General features: G+C 70.4%; 10 protein-coding genes, 1 tRNA gene and 1 rRNA gene. 10 read left to right on the forward strand and 2 right to left on the reverse strand.

The features are described from left to right. From rrf to ACFY12_RS32360, 3 genes are all read left to right on the forward strand, one after another. A 5S ribosomal RNA gene (gene rrf, locus ACFY12_RS32350) occupies nt 1-90 on the forward strand; the annotation flags it as partial. Between the two features lie 116 nt (nt 91-206). Next, nucleotides 207-899, forward strand: a complete 693-nt coding sequence (locus ACFY12_RS32355) for a DegT/DnrJ/EryC1/StrS family aminotransferase (RefSeq protein ID WP_390719526.1) — start codon at nt 207-209, stop codon at nt 897-899. Nucleotides 900-981: 82 nt separating this feature from the next. Beyond that, nucleotides 982-1,057 (forward strand) — tRNA-Thr (locus ACFY12_RS32360). Between the two features lie 70 nt (nt 1,058-1,127). Here the strand turns inward: ACFY12_RS32360 and ACFY12_RS32365 are convergent. Next, complete coding sequence (locus tag ACFY12_RS32365; protein ID WP_390719527.1) at nt 1,128-2,198, reverse strand: YncE family protein; 1,071 nt, start codon at nt 2,196-2,198, stop codon at nt 1,128-1,130. Nucleotides 2,199-2,347: 149 nt separating this feature from the next. Then, nucleotides 2,348-5,026, reverse strand: coding sequence for a SpoIIE family protein phosphatase (locus tag ACFY12_RS32370; protein ID WP_390719528.1), 2,679 nt, complete (start codon nt 5,024-5,026; stop codon nt 2,348-2,350). A gap of 258 nt (nt 5,027-5,284) precedes the next feature. On the opposite strand from ACFY12_RS32370, the gene ACFY12_RS32375 reads away from it, so the two are divergent. The 7 genes from ACFY12_RS32375 to ACFY12_RS32405 all read left to right on the forward strand — a co-directional run bounded on the left by ACFY12_RS32375 (nt 5,285) and on the right by ACFY12_RS32405 (nt 18,557). Beyond that, a complete protein-coding gene (locus ACFY12_RS32375) occupies nt 5,285-10,792 on the forward strand; it encodes a HAMP domain-containing protein (protein WP_390719529.1) in 5,508 nt (1,835 codons plus the stop codon). 255 nt (nt 10,793-11,047) lie between these two features. Further along, nucleotides 11,048-11,713 (forward strand): two-component system response regulator, encoded by a 666-nt coding sequence (locus tag ACFY12_RS32380; RefSeq protein ID WP_390719530.1) that lies wholly within the window; start codon nt 11,048-11,050, stop codon nt 11,711-11,713. 112 nt (nt 11,714-11,825) lie between these two features. Further along, nucleotides 11,826-14,666: a DNA translocase FtsK gene (locus ACFY12_RS32385; protein WP_390719531.1), complete on the forward strand. Its 2,841-nt coding sequence runs from the start codon at nt 11,826-11,828 to the stop codon at nt 14,664-14,666. Between the two features lie 260 nt (nt 14,667-14,926). Further along, on the forward strand, nt 14,927-15,733 hold the full coding sequence (locus tag ACFY12_RS32390) for a helix-turn-helix domain-containing protein (RefSeq protein WP_390719532.1): 807 nt from the start codon (nt 14,927-14,929) through the stop codon (nt 15,731-15,733). Between the two features lie 105 nt (nt 15,734-15,838). Then, nucleotides 15,839-17,341, forward strand: coding sequence for a 30S ribosomal protein S12 methylthiotransferase RimO (gene rimO, locus ACFY12_RS32395; RefSeq protein WP_390719533.1), 1,503 nt, complete (start codon nt 15,839-15,841; stop codon nt 17,339-17,341). Then, the gene (pgsA, locus tag ACFY12_RS32400; RefSeq protein WP_390719534.1) at nt 17,338-18,024 is read left to right on the forward strand and encodes a CDP-diacylglycerol--glycerol-3-phosphate 3-phosphatidyltransferase; all 687 of its coding nucleotides are present in this window, start codon (nt 17,338-17,340) and stop codon (nt 18,022-18,024) included. The genes rimO and pgsA overlap by 4 nt, the downstream gene beginning before the upstream one ends. Continuing rightward, nucleotides 18,021-18,557: a CinA family protein gene (locus ACFY12_RS32405; protein ID WP_390719535.1), complete on the forward strand. Its 537-nt coding sequence runs from the start codon at nt 18,021-18,023 to the stop codon at nt 18,555-18,557. Before pgsA ends, ACFY12_RS32405 begins: the two co-directional genes overlap by 4 nt. Nucleotides 18,558-18,651 lie beyond the last annotated feature (94 nt).

An 18,651-nucleotide genomic window follows, 5' to 3' on the forward strand; every position in this document is an offset into this window, starting at 1 on the left:
CCCGGTTACATTCCGAACCCGGAAGCTAAGCCTTTCAGCGCCGATGGTACTGCAGGGGGGACCCTGTGGGAGAGTAGGACGCCGCCGAACAAATTTTCAGCTCTGGTCTCTGAACCCATGTGGTTCAGAGACCAGAGCTTTTTTGTTTTGGTCCTTGGGTGGTGGGTGTAACGCGACGTTCATCTCATCTGACCAGGATCCGCGGCATGGGGACACTGGAAACGCTCAAGTTGGCCGGTGTGGGTGCTGGTGACGAGGTCGTGGTGCCGGCGTACGGGAACGCCGAAGTGGCCCGGGTCGTGGTGGAGTTGGGCGCGGTGCCGGTGTTCGGGGACGTGGACGGTGGCAGCTACTGCCTGGACCCGGCCGCGGTCTCGGATGTGGTGACCGGTCGGACCGCCGCGGTGGTGGCGGTGCACCGGTTCGGGCGGCGGGCCGAGGCCGGCCGGCTCCGTGAAGTAGGGGAGCGGCACGGGCTGTTGGTGCGGGTGGTGGAGGAGCCCGGGACGGATCCGGAAGGGGCGGAACCGGGGGCGGTGGAGCTGCGGCGGGAGCATGTGACGTATCTGGACAGCAGGCTCCGTGGGGTCCGGACGCCGGAGGCGGCGGTGGGGCACACCTATGAGCGGTATGTGGTGCGGGTGCCGGGGAACGGGCGGCCGGACCGGGACGCGTTCGCACGGGCCTTGCGGGCCAAGGGAGTTGCCTGCGCGGTGCCCGTACCGGCGCCGGTGTACCGGATGCCGGGGCTGCGGCGGGATGTGGTGCTGCCGGAGACCGAGCGGGCGGTGGACGAGACGCTGGCGCTGCCGGTGCATGCGGGGATGTCGCGGCGGGAGCTGCACAGGATGGTCAGTATGTGCAATGCGTTGGGGGGATTGCTGTCGCCGGCCTTTTAGTGGGGTGGTGGCGGTATGTCAGCCGTGGTGGCGCCGATTCGTCGTCTGCGGGGAGTTGGGGTAATATTCTTTCTGTTGCTGCGCCCCAATAGCTCAGTCGGCAGAGCGTCTCCATGGTAAGGAGAAGGTCTACGGTTCGATTCCGTATTGGGGCTCCAGAGGGCGAGGCCCCCACCGGATGGTGGGGGCCTCTGCTGTATGTGGATGTGGTGGTGGCCCCGTCAGGTGTCAGTTGTGCGGGGGCAGTTGTGCCGGGGATTCGATATAGGCGAGGCCATGGGCGCCGGATATGTCGGTGCGGTCGACTTCGAGGGTGGTGACGGCTTGCAGGGTGGTGAGGTCGACGACGGTCACCGTGCTGGAGAGATTTCCGGAGACATAGCCGAAGCGGCCGTCCGGTGACGAGGTGATGGTGAGGGGGAACTCGCCGACCTGCACCTGGCCGAGGGGAGCGAGCGTCTCGGGAGCGAACACCGTGAGGACGCCGGGGAGCTGGGAGCCGAGCGGTCCCCCGGGTGAGGTGTCCGGGCGGAGTTCGCCGACCAGGAGCATGCCGGTGGCCGTGGCGTGGACGGGCATGATCACACCCTCGGTGGGGAGGACGCGGACGATGTCGTGGGTGGCGGTGTCGATGACGCGTACGCCTGTGGGCGCGGTGGGCGGAGTGGTGAAGTCGGCCTTGGGGGCGGCGACGTAGAGATGCCGGCCGTCGGGGGCGACGGAGAGGCCCTCGCTGCCGGGGACCGGGATGCGGTCGGTGCAGACGCCGCGGTCGAGGTCGACGACGGAGACGAACGGGGCTTCCTTGTTGGTCGTGTAGCCGTGTCGTCCGTCGGGGGTGAGGGCGAACCAGTGCGGGCCGGGGGCCATGGTGGGGATACGGCCCAGCCGGGCGTGGGTGCGGCTGTCGAGGACGAGGACGCCGCCCGGCTCGGTGTCGGTGGCCTCGACGCTGATGTACAGGCGGGCGCGCTCGCGGTCGAGGGCCAGGCCGTGAGGGGCGTGGTCGGGGCTGATGTCGAGGGTGGCGACGATGGTGCGGGTGTCGACGTCGATGACGGTGATCTCGTGCGAACGGCCGGTGTTGGCGTGGTAGAAGCCGGACTGGTAGGTGCTGGCGCAGTACAGCAGTCGGCGGTCCGGGTCGAAGCACAGTTCGTGGGGCTGCGGGGGGACGGTGAGGACGTCGAGGCGCTCGTGGGTGGTGGCGTCGAAGAAGGTGACAGTGGGGCCGGTCTGGCTGACGACGGCGAGTAGATCGCCGGGCGTGCCCGGACGGGCGGTGGTGGCAGGAGTCATGGTCCGTATCGTGGGCGGGGGTTGCGGATGACTCCAGTGCACTGTGGGCAGGGGTGCCGTGCGTGCGGGGCAAGGGTGCTGGTGGCGGCGGGGGAGCGGCCGATCGGATGTGAGGCGGGCCACAGGGGCCGGTGGCCGCCGCCCTCAGTTCAGCCGGCCCGGGACTCGGGGACGCGCATGGCGAGGATGGCCATGTCGTCGGAGGCCGGTTCGGCGGCGAAGCGTTCCACGGCGCGCAGGACGCGGGCGGCGACGGCGCCGGCCGTCAGGCCCGTACAGCTCATCAGGACGTCGGTGAGGCCGTCGTCGCCGAGCATGCGGGTGCCCTCGCGGCGTTCGGTGACGCCGTCGGTGACGCACAGCAGGACGTCGCCGGGGTCGAGGGTGACGGTCTGTTCGTAGAGTTCGAGGTCGTCCATGACGCCCAGCAGGGGCTGGGGCTCGGCGGCCGGTTCGACCGTGCCGTTCTGGCGCAGGCGGAGCGGCAGGGGATGGCCGGCGCAGACGACCTTGAGGAGTGCGCTGCCGTCGTCCTGGGGCCACAGTTCGCCGTAGAGGAGCGTCAGGAAGCGGCTGCGGGCGCCTTCGTCGAGGATGGCGGCGTTGAGCCGTTCCAGGACGGCGGGGCCGCCGAAGCCCTCGCGGGCGAGGAGGCGGAGGGCGTGCCGGGCCAGGCCGGTGACCGCCGCGGCCTCCGGGCCCGTACCGCAGACGTCGCCGATGGCGAAGCCGTACGCGCCGTCGCGGATCGGGAAGAGGTCGTAGAAGTCACCGCCGACCTCGTTGCCCTCGCCGGCCGCGCGGTAGATGACCTCCACCTCGACGCCCGGGACCTCGGGCTGCTCCGGGGGCAGCAGGCTGCGCTGGAGGGACTGGCTGATGGCCGTGCGCTCGGAGTAGAGGCGGGCGTTGTCCAGGGCGAGTGCGGCGCGCCGGGAGAGGTCCTCGGCGAGTTCGAGGATCTCCTGGCGGAAGTGCTCCTCGGTGGGTTTGCCGAGGGTGAGCATGCCGATGACGCGGTTGCGGGCGACGAGGGGGAGGACGACGGTCTCCCCGCCGACGGCCGCGGCGGTGGCGAGCGTGGCGCCGGGGCCGGTGGACGGGCGGGCAGAGTCGCCCAGGCCCAGGCTGCGCATGGAGGTGCGCAGGGCGGCGTCGTGCGCGGCGTCGCCGGGGGCGGTCCAGACGCGGGCGCCGGGGGTGGGGACCGGCTCGGGCGGGTCGACCTTCATCAGGAGGGTCTTGAGCCCGTCGATGCGGTCCTCGTCCTCGTGCAGGACGTAGGAGAGCTCGGGCTCGGAGGCTTGGTCGGCGACGGTGTAGACGGCGCACCACGTCGCGAGAGTGGGGACGGTCATCTGGGCCATCAGGGCCAGGGTCTGGTCCCGGTCGAGGGTGCCGGCCAGCAGGTCGGAGGCCTCGACGAGGAAGGAGAGGGAGCCGCGGCGCAGCTTCTCCAGTTCGGTCAGGCGGGCGCGTTCGACGGCGAGGGCGATGCGGTCGGCGGCGAACTGGAGGCGCAGGGCCTCTTCGTTCGTATAGCGGCCGGGGCTCTCCGCGGCGACGCCGAGGGAGCCGGTGAGCCGGCCCTCGACCTTCAGCGGGACGGTGACGACCGAGCGCATGCCCGTGCCGCTGAGCAGGGGGACGGCGCCGGGGACGGCGGTGAGGTCCTCGTGGACGGCGGGCATCCGGGCGGAGCCGTAGCGTCCGGTTCCGGCCTCGACGGGGACGCGGGCGAAGCGCTGGCGGGCGGAGGGCAGGCCCGTGGAGGCCCGGACCTCCAGCTCGGTCTCGTCGTCGGTGGCCAGCAGCAGGTAGGCGGCGTCGCCGTCGAGCATGTCGCGGGCGCGTTCGACGGTGCGCTGGAGCAGGCCGTCGAGATCGTCGGGGGCGGGGGAGCCGATGAAGACCTCGAAGGGGTCGGCGGGGTGAAGCGCCGACTGGGCGGACGGGGAGGTCTGGGCGGCGGTGTCCGGTGCGGGGGTGCGCGGGGGGCTCTGGAGGATCGCGCGTTCGTGGTCGCGCACCAGGAGGCAGACCGTGGAGGCTTCACCGTCGGCGTCGCGGACGCGCAGGTGGGAGGCGTATACGGGGACGACCCGGCCGTCGGCGTCCCGCATGCCGTACGAGCCCTCCCAGCGGGAGAGCTGGAGGGCCTCGGCGATGCCGGTGCCGGTGCCGGGGGTGTGCGGCCAGGCGGCGAGGTCGGTGAGCGGTTTGCCGATGACCTGCTCGGAGTCGTAGCCGAAGAGCTCCTGGGCGTCCTCGTTCCAGAAGCTGATGCAGCCGCCGCGGTCGATCTGGGCCACCGCGACGCGGACGCGGGTGTCGGTGACCGGGAGGGCGTCGACGGGGAGGGCGGGGCCGGCGGAGCGGGTGCCGGCGGGGCGCTCGGGGAGGTCGAGCTGGAACCAGACGTGCTTCTGGGCGGCGGTGTACTCGACGCCCCAGCGGGTGGCCAGGGCGCCGCAGAGCAGGAGTCCGCGGCCGCCCTCGCGGTCCGGGTGGACCATCATCTGGCCGGTGTTCTGGAGCGGAATCTCACGTTCGGGGTAACGGTCGGCGACGGAGATCCGTACCCCCGCGTCATTGCGCAGACACAGTACGTCGGCCGCGGTGCCGGCGTGCACCACCGCGTTGGTGACCAGTTCGCTGGTCAGGACGACGGCGTCGTCGACGATGTCGGCGCAGCCCCAGCCCTGGAGGGTGTCACGGACGAACGCACGGGCAGTGGCGACCGAGCGCCCCACCGGCTCGAATGTTGCGGTGGCCCGCGCGGTGATCACTGGTCTCCTCATGCGTGTGTCGGTGAACTGCTCCCCCATGGTCGCGGCGCCCTCCGAATACCTGTCGTGCGTGCACCACCGCCCGGGCCCATGGCCGGGCGGTGGACAGCCGTATGCCAGGTTACTTACCTTCGCCGCACCCGAGGATGCCGGTCACATGTGTTTCCGCCCCAATCGTGCCGTGGGACGGTATGCGATGCTGCCGAAGTGTTATGGCCTGGTTGGGCCAGGGTGAAACACTGGGCAGGCTTCAAGAGAAGGCCCGGGTAGGACGGTCGACCCTGCGGGAGGGACACGGTGGAGTCTGGCGCAGCGGCGCGGGGCGCAAGCACGCGCGCGAAAGGCGGACGATCCCGGAGTAATGGGACGACCGAGGTGGATACGGCTGCGCTGAACCGGCTGTTGGTCGCTCTGGTCGCCATGCGGGACGGGAATTTCCGCAAGCGGCTGACGGTGTCCGGCGACGGCTTGATGTCGGAGATCGCGGCGGTCTTCAACGAGGTCGCGGACCGCAATCTGCATCTGACCGGGGAGCTGGCGCGGGTGCGCCGGGTCGTCGGGCGTGAGGGAAAGCTCACCGAGCGGCTGGAGGTCGGCGCCGCCGAGGGCTCCTGGGCCGCGGCCATCGACGCCTCGAACGCCCTCGTCGACGACCTGGTACGGCCGGTGTCCGAGGTGGGACGGGTGCTGTCGGCGGTATCCGAGGGCGACCTGGAACAGCGGATGGACCTGCGGGTGCGCAGCGCGGACGGCTCCTCGGAGCATCCGCTGCGCGGTGAGTTCCTCAAGGTCGGCCGGACGGTCAACGGGCTGGTCGACCAGCTCTCCGCGTTCACCGACGAGGTCACGCGGGTGGCCAGTGAGGTCGGTACGGAGGGCAAGCTCGGCGGCCAGGCGCGGGTGCGCGGAATGTCCGGTTCGTGGAAGGACCTGACGGAATCCGTCAACACCATGGCATCCCGGCTGACAGCCCAGGTGCGTGACATTGCTCTCGTCACCACCGCGGTCGCCAAGGGCGATCTGTCGCGCAAGGTGACGGTGCATGTCGCCGGCGAGATGCTCGAGCTGAAGAACACCGTCAACACGATGGTCGACCAGCTGTCCTCCTTCGCGTCCGAGGTGACCCGGGTCGCCCGCGAGGTCGGTACGGAGGGCGAGCTCGGCGGTCAGGCGCAGGTCCCCGGGGTGGCCGGCGTGTGGAAGGACCTGACCGACTCCGTCAACCTGATGGCCGGCAACCTCACCGCGCAGGTGCGCGGGATCGCCCAGGTCACCACGGCGGTCGCGAACGGCGACCTGTCGCAGAAGGTCACGGTCAGCGCGCGCGGCGAGGTCGCGCAGCTCGCCGACACCATCAACATCATGACCGAGACGCTGCGGACCTTCGCGGACGAAGTGACGCGGGTGGCGAACGAGGTCGGGGCCGAGGGGCAGCTGGGCGGCCAGGCGCAGGTGCCGGGCGCGGCCGGGACGTGGAAGGACCTCACCGATTCGGTGAACAACGCGTTCCGCAACCTGACGGGTCAGGTGCGGGACATCGCGCAGGTGACGACCGCGGTCGCGAACGGGGATCTGTCGCAGAAGGTCACCGTCGATGTGGCCGGTGAGATGCTGGAGTTGAAGAACACCGTCAACACGATGGTGGACCAGCTCTCCGCGTTCGGTGCCGAAGTGACGCGAGTGGCGCGGGAGATCGGCGTCGAGGGCGAGCTGGGCGGCCAGGCGGCGGTGCCCGGCGCGGCGGGGACGTGGAAGGACCTGACGGACTCCGTCAACACCGCGTTCCGCAACCTCACCGGCCAGGTGCGCAATATCGCGCAGGTGACGACCGCGGTCGCGAACGGCGATCTGTCGCAGAAGGTCACCGTCGACGTCTCCGGCGAGATGCTCCAGCTGAAGAACACCGTCAACACCATGGTGGACCAGCTGTCCTCGTTCGCCGACCAGGTCACGAGGATGGCCAGGGACGTGGGTACGGAGGGCCGGCTGGGCGGTCAGGCCCGGGTGGACGGCGTCAGCGGTACGTGGAAGGAACTGACCGACTCCGTCAACTTCATGGCGGGGAACCTGACTTCGCAGGTGCGGCAGATCGCGCAGGTGACGACGGCGGTCGCGCGCGGTGACCTGTCCCAGAAGATCGATGTGGACGCGCGTGGCGAGATCCTGGAGCTGAAGAACACCATCAACACGATGGTCGACCAGCTCTCGGCGTTCGCCGAGCAGGTCACCCGGGTCGCCCGGGAGGTCGGTACGGACGGCCGGCTGGGCGGTCAGGCGCAGGTGCCCGGTGTCGCGGGCGTATGGCGCGACCTGACCGACTCGGTGAACGGCATGGCCGGCAACCTGACGGCTCAGGTCCGCAATATCGCGCAGGTCGCCACGGCGGTCGCGCGCGGCGACCTGTCGCAGAAGATCGACGCGGACGCCCGGGGCGAGATCCTGGAGCTGAAGAACACCCTGAACACGATGGTCGACCAGCTCTCCTCGTTCGCGGAGCAGGTCACCCGGGTCGCCCGCGAGGTGGGCACCGAGGGCATCCTGGGCGGCCAGGCCGAGGTACAGGGCGTCAGCGGTACGTGGAAGGACCTCACCCAGTCCGTCAACTTCATGGCGAACAACCTGACGTCCCAGGTGCGCAACATCGCCGAGGTGACGACCGCGGTCGCCCGCGGTGACCTCTCCAAGAAGATCACCGTCGATGCCAAGGGCGAGATCCTCGAACTCGTCACGACCGTCAACACGATGGTCGACCAGCTGTCGTCGTTCGCCGAGCAGGTGACCCGGGTGGCCCGTGAGGTGGGCACCGAGGGCCAACTGGGCGGCCAGGCGCGGGTGCCGGGCGCGACCGGTATCTGGCTGGACCTCACCGACAACGTCAACCTGATGGCCAACAACCTGACCATCCAGGTGCGGAACATCTCCCAGGTCTCGGCGGCGGTCGCCAACGGCGACCTCACCAAGAAGGTCACGGTGGAGGCGCGCGGCGAGGTGGCGCAGCTCGCCGACACGGTCAACACGATGGTCACCACGCTGTCGTCGTTCGCCGACGAGGTCACGCGGGTGGCCCGCGAGGTGGGCACCGACGGCATCCTGGGCGGTCAGGCCCGTGTTCCCGGCGTCGCCGGAACGTGGAAGGACCTCACCGAGTCCGTGAACTCGATGGCCAACAACCTGACCGGCCAGGTCCGCAACATCGCGATGGTCACCACGGCCATCGCCAAGGGCGATCTGACCAAGAAGATCGACATCGACGCGCGCGGTGAGATCCTGGCGCTGAAGACCACCATCAACACCATGGTCGACCAGCTGTCGTCCTTCGCCGAAGAGGTCACCAGGGTGGCTCGTGAGGTGGGTACGGAAGGCCAGCTGGGCGGCCAGGCGCAGGTGCGGGGGGTGGCCGGCACCTGGCGGGACCTGACCGAGTCGGTGAACGAGATGGCCGGCAACCTGACCCGTCAGGTGCGCGCCATCGCCGCGGTCGCCGCCGCGGTGACCCTCGGCGACCACAACGTACGGATCGATGTGGACGCGGCCGGCGAGATCCTGGAACTCCAGGACAACGTCAACACGATGATCTCCACGCTCCGCGAGACCACCCTGGCCAACGAGGAACAGGACTGGCTCAAGGGCAACCTGGCCCGGATCTCCGGTCTGATGCAGGGGCGGCGCGACCTCAAGGACGTCGCCACGCTCATCATGAGCGAGCTGTCGCCCGCGGTCTCCGCCCAGCACGGCGCGTTCTTCCTCGCGGCGCAGCCGGACAGCCGGGAGATCGGTGCGGACGGCGGCGAGGCGGGCGCGTACGAGCTGCGGCTGATGGGCTCGTACGGCTACGCCATGGGCGGGATGCCGACGGCCTTCCAGCCGGGCGAGACGCTGATCGGTACGGCCGCGGAGGAGGGCCGGACGATCCTGGTGGAGAACGTGCCCTCCGGCTATCTGAAGATCGCGTCCGGGCTGGGCGAGGCGCCGCCGGCGAACATCATCGTGCTGCCGGTGCTCTTCGAGGACAAGGTGCTCGGCGTGATCGAGCTGGCGTCCTTCCAGCCGTTCACCCAGATCCAGAAGGACTTCCTCAGCCAGATCGCCGAGATGATCGCGACGAGCGTCAACACCATCTCCGTCAACACCAAGACCGAGGTGCTGCTCAAGCAGTCGCAGGAACTGACCGAGCAACTCAAGGAGCGGTCGGGCGAGTTGGAGAGCCGGCAGCGGGCGCTGGAGCTGTCCAACTCGGAGCTGGAGGAGAAGGCCGAGCAGCTGCGGGCGCAGAACCGCGACATCGAGATCAAGAACTCCGAGATCGAGGAGGCGCGGCAGGTCCTGGAGGAGCGCGCCGAGCAGCTCGCGGTCTCCATGCGCTACAAGTCGGAGTTCCTGGCGAACATGTCGCACGAGCTGCGGACGCCGCTGAACTCCCTGCTGATTCTGGCCAAGTTGCTGGCCGACAACGCGGAGGGGAACCTCTCCCCGAAGCAGGTCGAGTTCTCCGAGACGATCCATGGCGCCGGTTCCGACCTGCTGCAGCTGATCAACGACATCCTGGACCTGTCGAAGGTCGAGGCCGGCAAGATGGACGTCAGCCCGACGCGGATCGCGCTGGTCCAGCTCGTCGACTATGTGGAGGCCACGTTCCGGCCGCTGACCGCGGAGAAGGGGCTCGACTTCTCCGTACGGGTCTCCCCGGAGCTGCCGGCCACGCTCCACACCGACGAGCAGCGACTGTTGCAGGTGCTGCGCAACCTGCTGTCCAACGCGGTGAAGTTCACCGATACCGGCGCCGTCGAACTGGTCATCCGGCCGGCCGGCGCGGACGTTCCGGTCGCGATCCGCGAGCAGTTGCTGGAGCACGGCTCGCTGCGGGACCCGAACGCCGACATGATCGCCTTCTCGGTGACCGACACCGGTATCGGCATCGCGTCCAGCAAGATGCGGGTGATCTTCGAGGCCTTCAAACAGGCGGACGGCACGACCAGCCGCAAGTACGGGGGCACCGGCCTGGGCCTGTCCATCAGCCGGGAGATCGCCCGGCTGCTGGGCGGTGAGATCCACGCGCAGAGCGAGCCCAACCGCGGCTCCACGTTCACGCTCTACCTGCCGCACAACCCGGGCGGGCTGCCGCCGCAGGGCTACCCGCAGCTGGTGGCCGGCGGGCTGGCGATGGACGCGGAGGCGCACGAGACGGAGGCCGGCGGGCACGAGAGCGAGCAGCCGGAGGACCGCCGGACGGGCGGGGGCAGCCTCAGCCGGCGCCGCCGCCGGGCGGTGTCGGGCGCCCAGCGCCGCTTCGCGCTGCCGGGCCAGCAGCCGTCCGCGCCGCCGCAGCACATGCCCCAGGTGGCGTCCCAGCCGGCCGTCCAGCCGTCCGGGGACGAGCACTGGCTCGGCAACGGCCAGGACCTGGTGGACCCGGGCTTCGAGGGCGGCTTCCACGGTGAGAAGGTGCTGATCGTCGACGACGACATCCGCAATGTCTTCGCGCTCACCAGCGTGCTGGAGCAGCACGGCCTGTCGGTGCTGTACGCCGAGAACGGCCGGGAGGGCATCGAGGTGCTGGAGCAGCACGATGACATCGTGCTGGTGCTGATGGACATCATGATGCCGGAGATGGACGGGTACGCGACCACGGCCGCGATCCGCCGGATGCCGCAGTTCGCCGGGCTGCCCATCATCGCGCTGACCGCGAAGGCGATGAAGGGCGACCGGGAGAAGAGCATCGACTCCGGGGCCTCCGACTACGTCACCAAGCCGGTGGACACAGATCATCTGCTGTCGGTCATGCAGCAATGGATGCGGGCGGAGTGACGGGGCGCCAGTATGGGAGCCGAAAGAGGATCATCGCGTGCTGACTGAGTGTGGCCGCGGACGTGTGGAAGCTCCGGATCCGGGGAACCTTCTCGTCTCCGTCTGCGTTTCCGCTACGTGCACAGTGACATCGCGGTGACAGGGTGTGGCGACAGGCGGGGTGCAGCTACCATGACCGGCACAAGGACGGGCGGCGTGACGGAGCCGTCCCCTGGGGCGGCGTCCGGTTCCATGCCGGGGCGAGGAGGACGGGCCATGGTGCAGAAGGCCAAGATCCTCCTGGTCGATGACCGGCCGGAGAATCTGCTGGCGCTGGAGGCGATCCTCTCCGCGCTCGATCAGACACTGGTGCGGGCATCGTCCGGGGAGGAAGCGCTCAAAGCACTGCTCACGGACGATTTCGCGGTGATTCTGCTCGATGTGCAGATGCCGGGGATGGACGGTTTCGAGACCGCCGCGCACATCAAGCGGCGCGAGCGAACCCGTGACATCCCGATCATCTTCCTCACGGCCATCAACCACGGCCCGCACCACACCTTCCGCGGCTACGCGGCCGGGGCGGTGGACTACATCTCCAAGCCGTTCGACCCATGGGTGCTGCGCGCGAAGGTCTCGGTCTTCGTCGAGCTGTACATGAAGAACTGCCAACTGCGCGAGCAGGCCTCCCTGCTGCGGCTGCAACTGGAGAGCGGCGGCGGCCGGGCGAGCGCCGATGAGGCGAAGGAGTCCGCGGGGCTGCTCGCCGAGCTCTCCGCGCGGCTGGCCGCGGTCGAGGAGCAGGCCGAAGCGCTCTCCAAGCAGCTGAACGAGACCGCGGACGCCGCGGCGGTGGCCACCGCCGCGCATCTGGAGCGCAAACTGACCGGCCTGCGCCGGGCCCTGGATGCCCTGGAGCCGGGGACGGGGAGCGCCTCGGGGTGACCCGGGGGCGGCCGTAGGGCCGCTGACGCCCCTTCACGACCCGGGCGCGACACGGATGGGTGAAGCCGTGTGCGCTCGTGCCATGTCAGTGTTCGCCTGTAATCTCGTCGGCATGGCCTCACGTACGTCCGGCAAGGGAACCCAGAGCACGGCGGGCCCCTCGAAGCAGCGCGCCGGACGGACCGGAGGCGCGGCCAAGAAGACCGCCGCGAAGCGGGCGCCCGCGAAACCGCCGGTGAAGAAGACAGCGGGGAAGGCGGCCGGGAAGGCGGGGGCGAAGAGAGCCCCGGCCAAGAAGGCGGCCGCCAGGCGGCCCGCGCCGCAGCCGGCGCCGTCACCGACCGGCGGCGTCTACCGCCTCGTCCGCGCCTGCTGGCTCGGGCTCGCGCACGCCATCGGGGCGCTGTTCCGCGGGATGGGCCGCGGCGCCAAGAACCTCGACCCGGCGCACCGCAAGGACGGGCTGGCGCTCGGGCTGCTCGGCCTGGCGCTGGTGATCGCGGCCGGCACCTGGTCCAACCTGAGCGGCCCGGTGGGGGACCTCGTCGCCCTGCTGGTGACCGGCGCGTTCGGCCGGCTCGACCTGGTCGTACCGATACTGCTCGGCGGCATCGCGGTACGCCTCATCCGGCACCCGGAGCAGCCGGAGGCCAACGGACGGATCGTCATCGGGCTCTCGGCGCTGGTCGTCGGTGTCCTCGGACAGGTCGCGATGGCCTGCGGATCGCCGGGCCGGAACGACGGCCTCGCCGCCATACAGGACGCCGGCGGCTACCTCGGGTGGGTCGCCTCCAAGCCGCTGATCTTCACCGTCGGCCAGACCCTCGCCGTGGCGCTGCTCGCCCTGCTGACGCTCTTCGGGCTGCTGGTGGTCACCGCGACGCCGGTGAACGCCATCCCGCAGCGGCTGCGGGCGCTCGGCGTCCGGCTGGGCGTGATCCACCCCGTGGAGTCCGAGGCGGGCCACGACCGGGCCGGGGGGTACGGGGAGTACGACGCGTACGGGGAGTACGCCGAGGAGTGGCGCGAGCAGCCGGTGCGCACACCGCGCCGCAGCGCCGCCGCGGCACCGGACGGGCAGGACCCGGACGCCATGGAGGAAGCGGCGCCGGCCAAGCGGCACCGGCCGCGCCGGGCCTCCGCCCGGCCCGCCGCGGACCGGCCGATGGACGCGGTGGACGTCGCCGCCGCGGCGGCCGCCGCGCTGGACGGCGCGGTGCTGCACGGTGTCCAGCCCTCGCCGCTCGTCGCCGGGCTCAGCACCAGCGTCTCCGGCGAGCGCCGGGACCACGGCCACGACGACAGCCCGGCCGGCCCGGCCGACGTGGCACCGGCCGGCACCGTCCCCCCGGCCCGCGGTGCCGAGCCCGGGCCGGCGGCCGCCGCGCCCACCTCGTCCGTACCCGACTTCACCAAGGCCCCGCCCGAGCCGTCCGGCGATCTGCCGCCACGCGCCGAGCAGCTGCAGCTGTCCGGCGACATCACCTACGCGCTGCCGCCGCTGGACCTGCTTTCCCGGGGTGGCCCCGGCAAGACCCGCAGTGCCGCGAACGACGCCATAGTGACCGCGCTGACCACGGTCTTCCAGGAGTTCAAGGTCGACGCCGCGGTCACCGGCTTCACCCGCGGCCCGACGGTCACCCGCTACGAGGTCGAGCTCGGCCCGGCCGTCAAGGTCGAGAAGATCACCGCGCTGGCCAAGAACATCGCGTACGCCGTGGCCAGCCCCGACGTCCGCATCATCAGCCCGATCCCGGGCAAGTCCGCGGTCGGCATCGAGATCCCGAACACCGACCGCGAGATGGTCAACGTCGGCGATGTGCTGCGCCTCGCCGACGCCGCCGAGGACGAGCACCCGATGCTGGTCGCGCTCGGCAAGGACGTCGAGGGCGGCTATGTGATGGCGAACCTCGCGAAGATGCCGCATGTCCTCGTCGCCGGCGCCACCGGTTCCGGCAAGTCGTCCTGCATCAACTGCCTGATCACCTCGATCATGATGCGGGCCACGCCCGAGGACGTCCGGATGGTCCTGGTCGACCCCAAGCGGGTGGAGCTGACCGCGTACGAGGGCATTCCGCACCTGATCACGCCGATCATCACCAACCCCAAGCGCGCGGCCGAGGCGCTGCAGTGGGTCGTCCGCGAGATGGATCTGCGCTACGACGACCTGGCGGCGTTCGGGTACCGGCACATCGACGACTTCAACCAGGCCGTACGCGACGGCAAGCTCACCACCCCCGAGGGCAGCGAACGGGAGCTCCAGCCGTACCCGTATCTGCTGGTGATCGTCGATGAGCTGGCGGACCTGATGATGGTCGCGCCGCGTGATGTGGAGGACGCGATCGTCCGCATCACCCAGCTCGCCCGCGCCGCCGGTATCCATCTGGTGCTCGCCACCCAGCGTCCGTCCGTCGATGTCGTGACGGGCCTGATCAAGGCCAATGTGCCGTCCCGGCTCGCGTTCGCCACCTCGTCCCTGGCCGACAGCCGGGTCATCCTCGACCAGCCGGGCGCCGAGAAGCTCATCGGCAAGGGTGACGGGCTGTTCCTGCCGATGGGCGCGAACAAGCCGGTGCGTATGCAGGGCGCTTTCGTGGCCGAGCCCGAGGTCGCGGCCGTCGTCCAGCACTGCAAGGACCAGATGGCGCCGGTCTTCCGCGACGACGTCACCGTGGGCGGCAAGCAGAAGAAGGAGATCGACGAGGACATCGGCGATGACCTCGATCTGCTGTGCCAGGCGGCTGAGCTGGTGGTTTCCACCCAGTTCGGGTCGACGTCGATGCTCCAGCGCAAGCTGCGGGTGGGCTTCGCCAAGGCGGGGCGGCTGATGGACCTGATGGAGTCGCGGAACATCGTCGGGCCGAGCGAGGGCTCCAAGGCGCGGGACGTCCTGGTGAAGCCGGATGAATTGGACGGAGTGCTGGCGGTGATCCGGGGGGAGGCTACTGGGTAGCACATACATCCGGGTCGCTGACCCGGGCCGTTCACCCCAGGCGTGGCTGGTTCACCCGTACGAGCAGATCCCGCAACCATTTCTCCTGTCGATACGTCAAGTTGAGGGAGGCGAGGGGACGATGCTTCATCAGTGGCCTGTACGGCACCCCGCGGGCGTTCCGATGGCGTACAAACCCCGCTCTTCCGCTTGCCCGACCCTTTCGCTCCACCCCTAGACTGAACTTCCAGCAGGTGGCTACACGCTCGAAAGGCGCCCCCGTGTCCATCGGCAACTCCCCCGAAGCAGACCGGCCTTCCGTCGGTCGTGCCCTCCAGCAGGCCCGTATCGCGGCGGGACTGACCGTCGAAGAGGTCAGTACGACGACACGGGTGCGCATCCCCATCGTGCACGCGATCGAGCAGGACGATTTCTCGCGCTGTGGCGGCGACGTCTACGCCCGGGGACACATCAGAGCGGTCGCCCGCGCCGTCTCCCTCGACCCCGGGCCGCTGATCGACCTGTTCGATGCCGAACACGGCGGGCGGCCCACCCCGACCGATCTCTCCGCCCCGATCTTCGAGACCGAGCGGATCCGCTCCGAGCCGCGCCGGCCCAACTGGACCGCCGCGATGGTCGCGGCGATCGTCGCCGTGGTCGGTTTCGTCGGCTTCACGCTGTTCTCCGGTGGGGACGGTGGCGACAAGGGGCCGATCGTGGCCGGCGGCTCCCATGCGAAGCCGGCGCCGGCCCCCACCCGCCACCCCTCGACGATCAAGCCTCCGCTGCCCGAGCCCTCCGACAGCGCGGTGGCCGGCCTGCCGAAGGACAAGGTCACCATCAAGGTCACCGCCCGTGACGGCCAGAGCTGGGTCTCCGCCAAGGACGGCAGCGGCAAGCTGCTGGAGGACAGCCTGCTCAAGCGGGGCGAATCCAAGACATTCACCGACAAGCAGCGGATCGACCTGGTCCTCGGCAATGCCCCGGCCGTACAGCTGTACGTCAATGGCAAGGAGGTCAAGGAGATCGGCAAGAAGGGGCCGGTGGAGCGGCTCAGCTATACGCCGGGGGACCCGCAGGCGGGCTGACCGCCGCCGTACGGCAGGTGTCCGCCACGGGCGCCGGGGCGCCCGGGACCGGCGGCGGAGACCTGCGCGCCAAAGGGGTGTCCGGGACGAAGTAGGCTGAGCCCTATGCCCGAACGCCGTACCGTCGCCCTTGTCACCCTTGGCTGCGCCCGTAACGAGGTGGACTCGGAGGAGCTCGCAGGCCGCCTGGCGGCGGACGGCTGGGAGCTGGTCGAGGAAGCCGCCGATGCCGATGTCGCCGTCGTCAACACCTGCGGATTCGTCGAGGCCGCCAAGAAGGACTCCGTCGATGCCCTGCTGGAAGCCAACGATCTGAAGACCGCGGCGCGCGAGGAGGGCGGCAGAACCCAGGCCGTGGTCGCCGTCGGCTGTATGGCCGAGCGCTACGGCAAGGAGCTCGCGGAGGCGCTGCCCGAGGCCGATGGTGTGCTCGGCTTCGACGACTACGCCGATATCTCCGATCGCCTCCAGACCATCCTGAGCGGCGGCATCCACGCCTCGCACACCCCGCGCGACCGCCGCAAGCTGCTGCCGATCAGCCCGGCCGAGCGGCAGGGGGCCGACGTGGCCCTCCCGGGGCACGGGGACGCATTGGCGTCCGCCCCCGAGGACCTTCCGGAGGGCGTCGCGCCGAAGTCCGGGCCGAGGGCCCCGCTGCGCCGCCGCCTGGACGCCGGCCCCATCGCCTCCGTGAAGCTGGCCTCCGGCTGTGACCGGCGCTGCTCGTTCTGCGCCATCCCGTCCTTCCGCGGTTCGTTCGTCTCCCGCCGCCCCTCGGACGTGCTCGGCGAGACGCGCTGGCTGGCCGAGCAGGGCGTCAAGGAGATCATGCTGGTCTCCGAGAACAACACCTCCTACGGCAAGGACCTCGGCGACATCCGCCTGCTGGAGACGCTGCTGCCGGAGCTGGCGGCCGTCGACGGCATCGAGCGGATCCGGGTCAGCTACCTGCAGCCGGCCGAGATGCGGCCCGGGCTGATCGATGTGCTGACCGGCACGGACAAGGTCGTGCCGTACTTCGATCTGTCCTTCCAGCACTCCGCGCCCGGTGTGCTGCGGGCGATGCGGCGCTTCGGCGACACCGACCGCTTCCTGGAGCTGCTGGCGCGGATCCGGGCGAAGGCGCCGCAGGCCGGCGCCCGCTCCAACTTCATCGTCGGCTTCCCCGGGGAGAGCGAAGGCGACCTGGCGGAGCTGGAGCGCTTCCTCACCGAGGCCCGGCTCGACGCCATCGGCGTCTTCGGCTACTCCGACGAGGACGGCACCGAGGCCGCCTCGTACGAGCACAAGGTCGACCCGGACGTGGTCGCCGAGCGGCTCGCGCGGGTGTCGCGGCTGGCCGAGGAGCTGACCGCGCAGCGGGCCGAGGAGCGGATCGGCGAGACGGTGCGGGTGCTGGTCGACCGGATCGACGACGAGGACGGCCTCGTGGGGCGGGCGGCGCACCAGGCGCCGGAGACCGATGGCGTCACCCTGCTGTCGACCGGCCTGGACCTCGGCCCCGGCCGTATGGTCGAAGCAAAGGTGGTGGCCAGCGAGGGCGTGGACCTCGTGGCGGAGGTGCTGTCGGTGGACGGCACGGGGTGTACCGAGGAGGCGGGCAGATGACCGGAGTCCCGGCTTCCGCAGCTGGTGGGCCGCGCCCGGCGCCGTCCGTCCGGCAAGTCGGGCTGTGGAACATCGCCAACGTTCTGACGATGCTGCGGCTGGTGCTGGTCCCGGCCTTCGTCATGCTGCTGATACACGACAACGGGACCGATCCGGCCTGGCGCGCGTTCGCCTGGGCCGCCTTCGCCGTCGCCATGATCACCGATGTCTTCGACGGGCATCTGGCGCGCACGTACAACCTGGTCACCGACTTCGGCAAGATCGCCGACCCGATCGCGGACAAGGCGATCATGGGTGCCGCGCTGATCTGTCTGTCGGCGCTGGGTGATCTGCCCTGGTGGGTGACGGGCGTGATCCTCTTCCGGGAGCTCGGGATCACCCTGATGCGGTTCTGGGTGATCAAGCACGGAGTGATTCCGGCCAGTCGTGGCGGCAAGATCAAGACATTGGCGCAGGGCACCGCGACCGGTATGTACGTGCTGGTGCTGACCGGACCGCTGGCCACCCTCCGCTGGTGGGTGATGGCGGTGGCCGTGGTGCTGACGGTCGTGACCGGGCTCGACTACGTCCGGCAGGCCGTGATGTTGCGCCGGGCCGGCCTGGCCCGGGAGCGCGCCGGGCAGGACGAACAGGCCGAACAGGTGGCCCGGGCGGAGGGCGCGGACCGGGACGCCGGCCGATGAGCGGACCGGGTTCCGCCGCGGTCGAGGCCCTGGAGCTGCTGGCCGGCCGGGGGCAGACGCTGGCGGTGGCCGAGTCGCTGACCGGCGGCCTGGTGGCGGGCGCCCTGACCGCCGTCCCCGGAGCCTCACGGGTGCTTCGCGGCTCGGTCACGGCGTATGCCACCGATCTCAAGCGGGAGCTGCTGGGCGTCGACGGGGATCTGCTGGCGGCGCGCGGGGCGGTGGACGCCGAGGTCGCGCGCCAGATGGCGGGCGGTGTGCGGCGGGTGCTGGGCGCCGACTGGGGCATCGCGACGACCGGTGTGGCCGGGCCGGACGCCCAGGACGGGCAGCCGGTGGGCACGGTCTTCGTGGCCGTGCGGGGCCCGGCCGGTGACGGGGCGGTGCGCCGACTGGCGCTCTCCGGGGATCGCGAGCGGATCCGCCGGGACACCATCGGCGCCGTGCTCGCGCTGTTGTTGAGCGAACTGACAGAAAATGTGCGGGCACAGGATACGGAACAACGCGGGGGGAATGGATGTTTGCAGCCCTGAGTGAACACGTACTCACGCCCGGCACGGCCACGGCCCGAGGCGGTACGGTGGGGCGAGAAGGATCCGGATCCGAGGTCCGAGGAGGGAGCCAGCG

Source organism: Streptomyces sp. NPDC001339 (assembly GCF_042895955.1).
Taxonomy (GTDB): Bacteria; Actinomycetota; Actinomycetes; order Streptomycetales; family Streptomycetaceae; genus Streptomyces.

Excerpts from the sequence above, each read along its gene's own strand:
- ACFY12_RS32355 (WP_390719526.1), top strand. The coding sequence starts at position 207 with ATGGGGACACTGGAAACGCTCAAGTTGGCCGGTGTGGGTGCTGGTGAC.
- ACFY12_RS32365 (WP_390719527.1), bottom strand. The coding sequence starts at position 2,198 with ATGACTCCTGCCACCACCGCCCGTCCGGGCACGCCCGGCGATCTACTC.
- ACFY12_RS32370 (WP_390719528.1), bottom strand. The coding sequence starts at position 5,026 with ATGGGGGAGCAGTTCACCGACACACGCATGAGGAGACCAGTGATCACC.
- ACFY12_RS32380 (WP_390719530.1), top strand. The coding sequence starts at position 11,048 with ATGGTGCAGAAGGCCAAGATCCTCCTGGTCGATGACCGGCCGGAGAAT.
- ACFY12_RS32385 (WP_390719531.1), top strand. The coding sequence starts at position 11,826 with ATGGCCTCACGTACGTCCGGCAAGGGAACCCAGAGCACGGCGGGCCCC.
- rimO (WP_390719533.1), top strand. The coding sequence starts at position 15,839 with ATGCCCGAACGCCGTACCGTCGCCCTTGTCACCCTTGGCTGCGCCCGT.
- pgsA (WP_390719534.1), top strand. The coding sequence starts at position 17,338 with ATGACCGGAGTCCCGGCTTCCGCAGCTGGTGGGCCGCGCCCGGCGCCG.
- ACFY12_RS32405 (WP_390719535.1), top strand. The coding sequence starts at position 18,021 with ATGAGCGGACCGGGTTCCGCCGCGGTCGAGGCCCTGGAGCTGCTGGCC.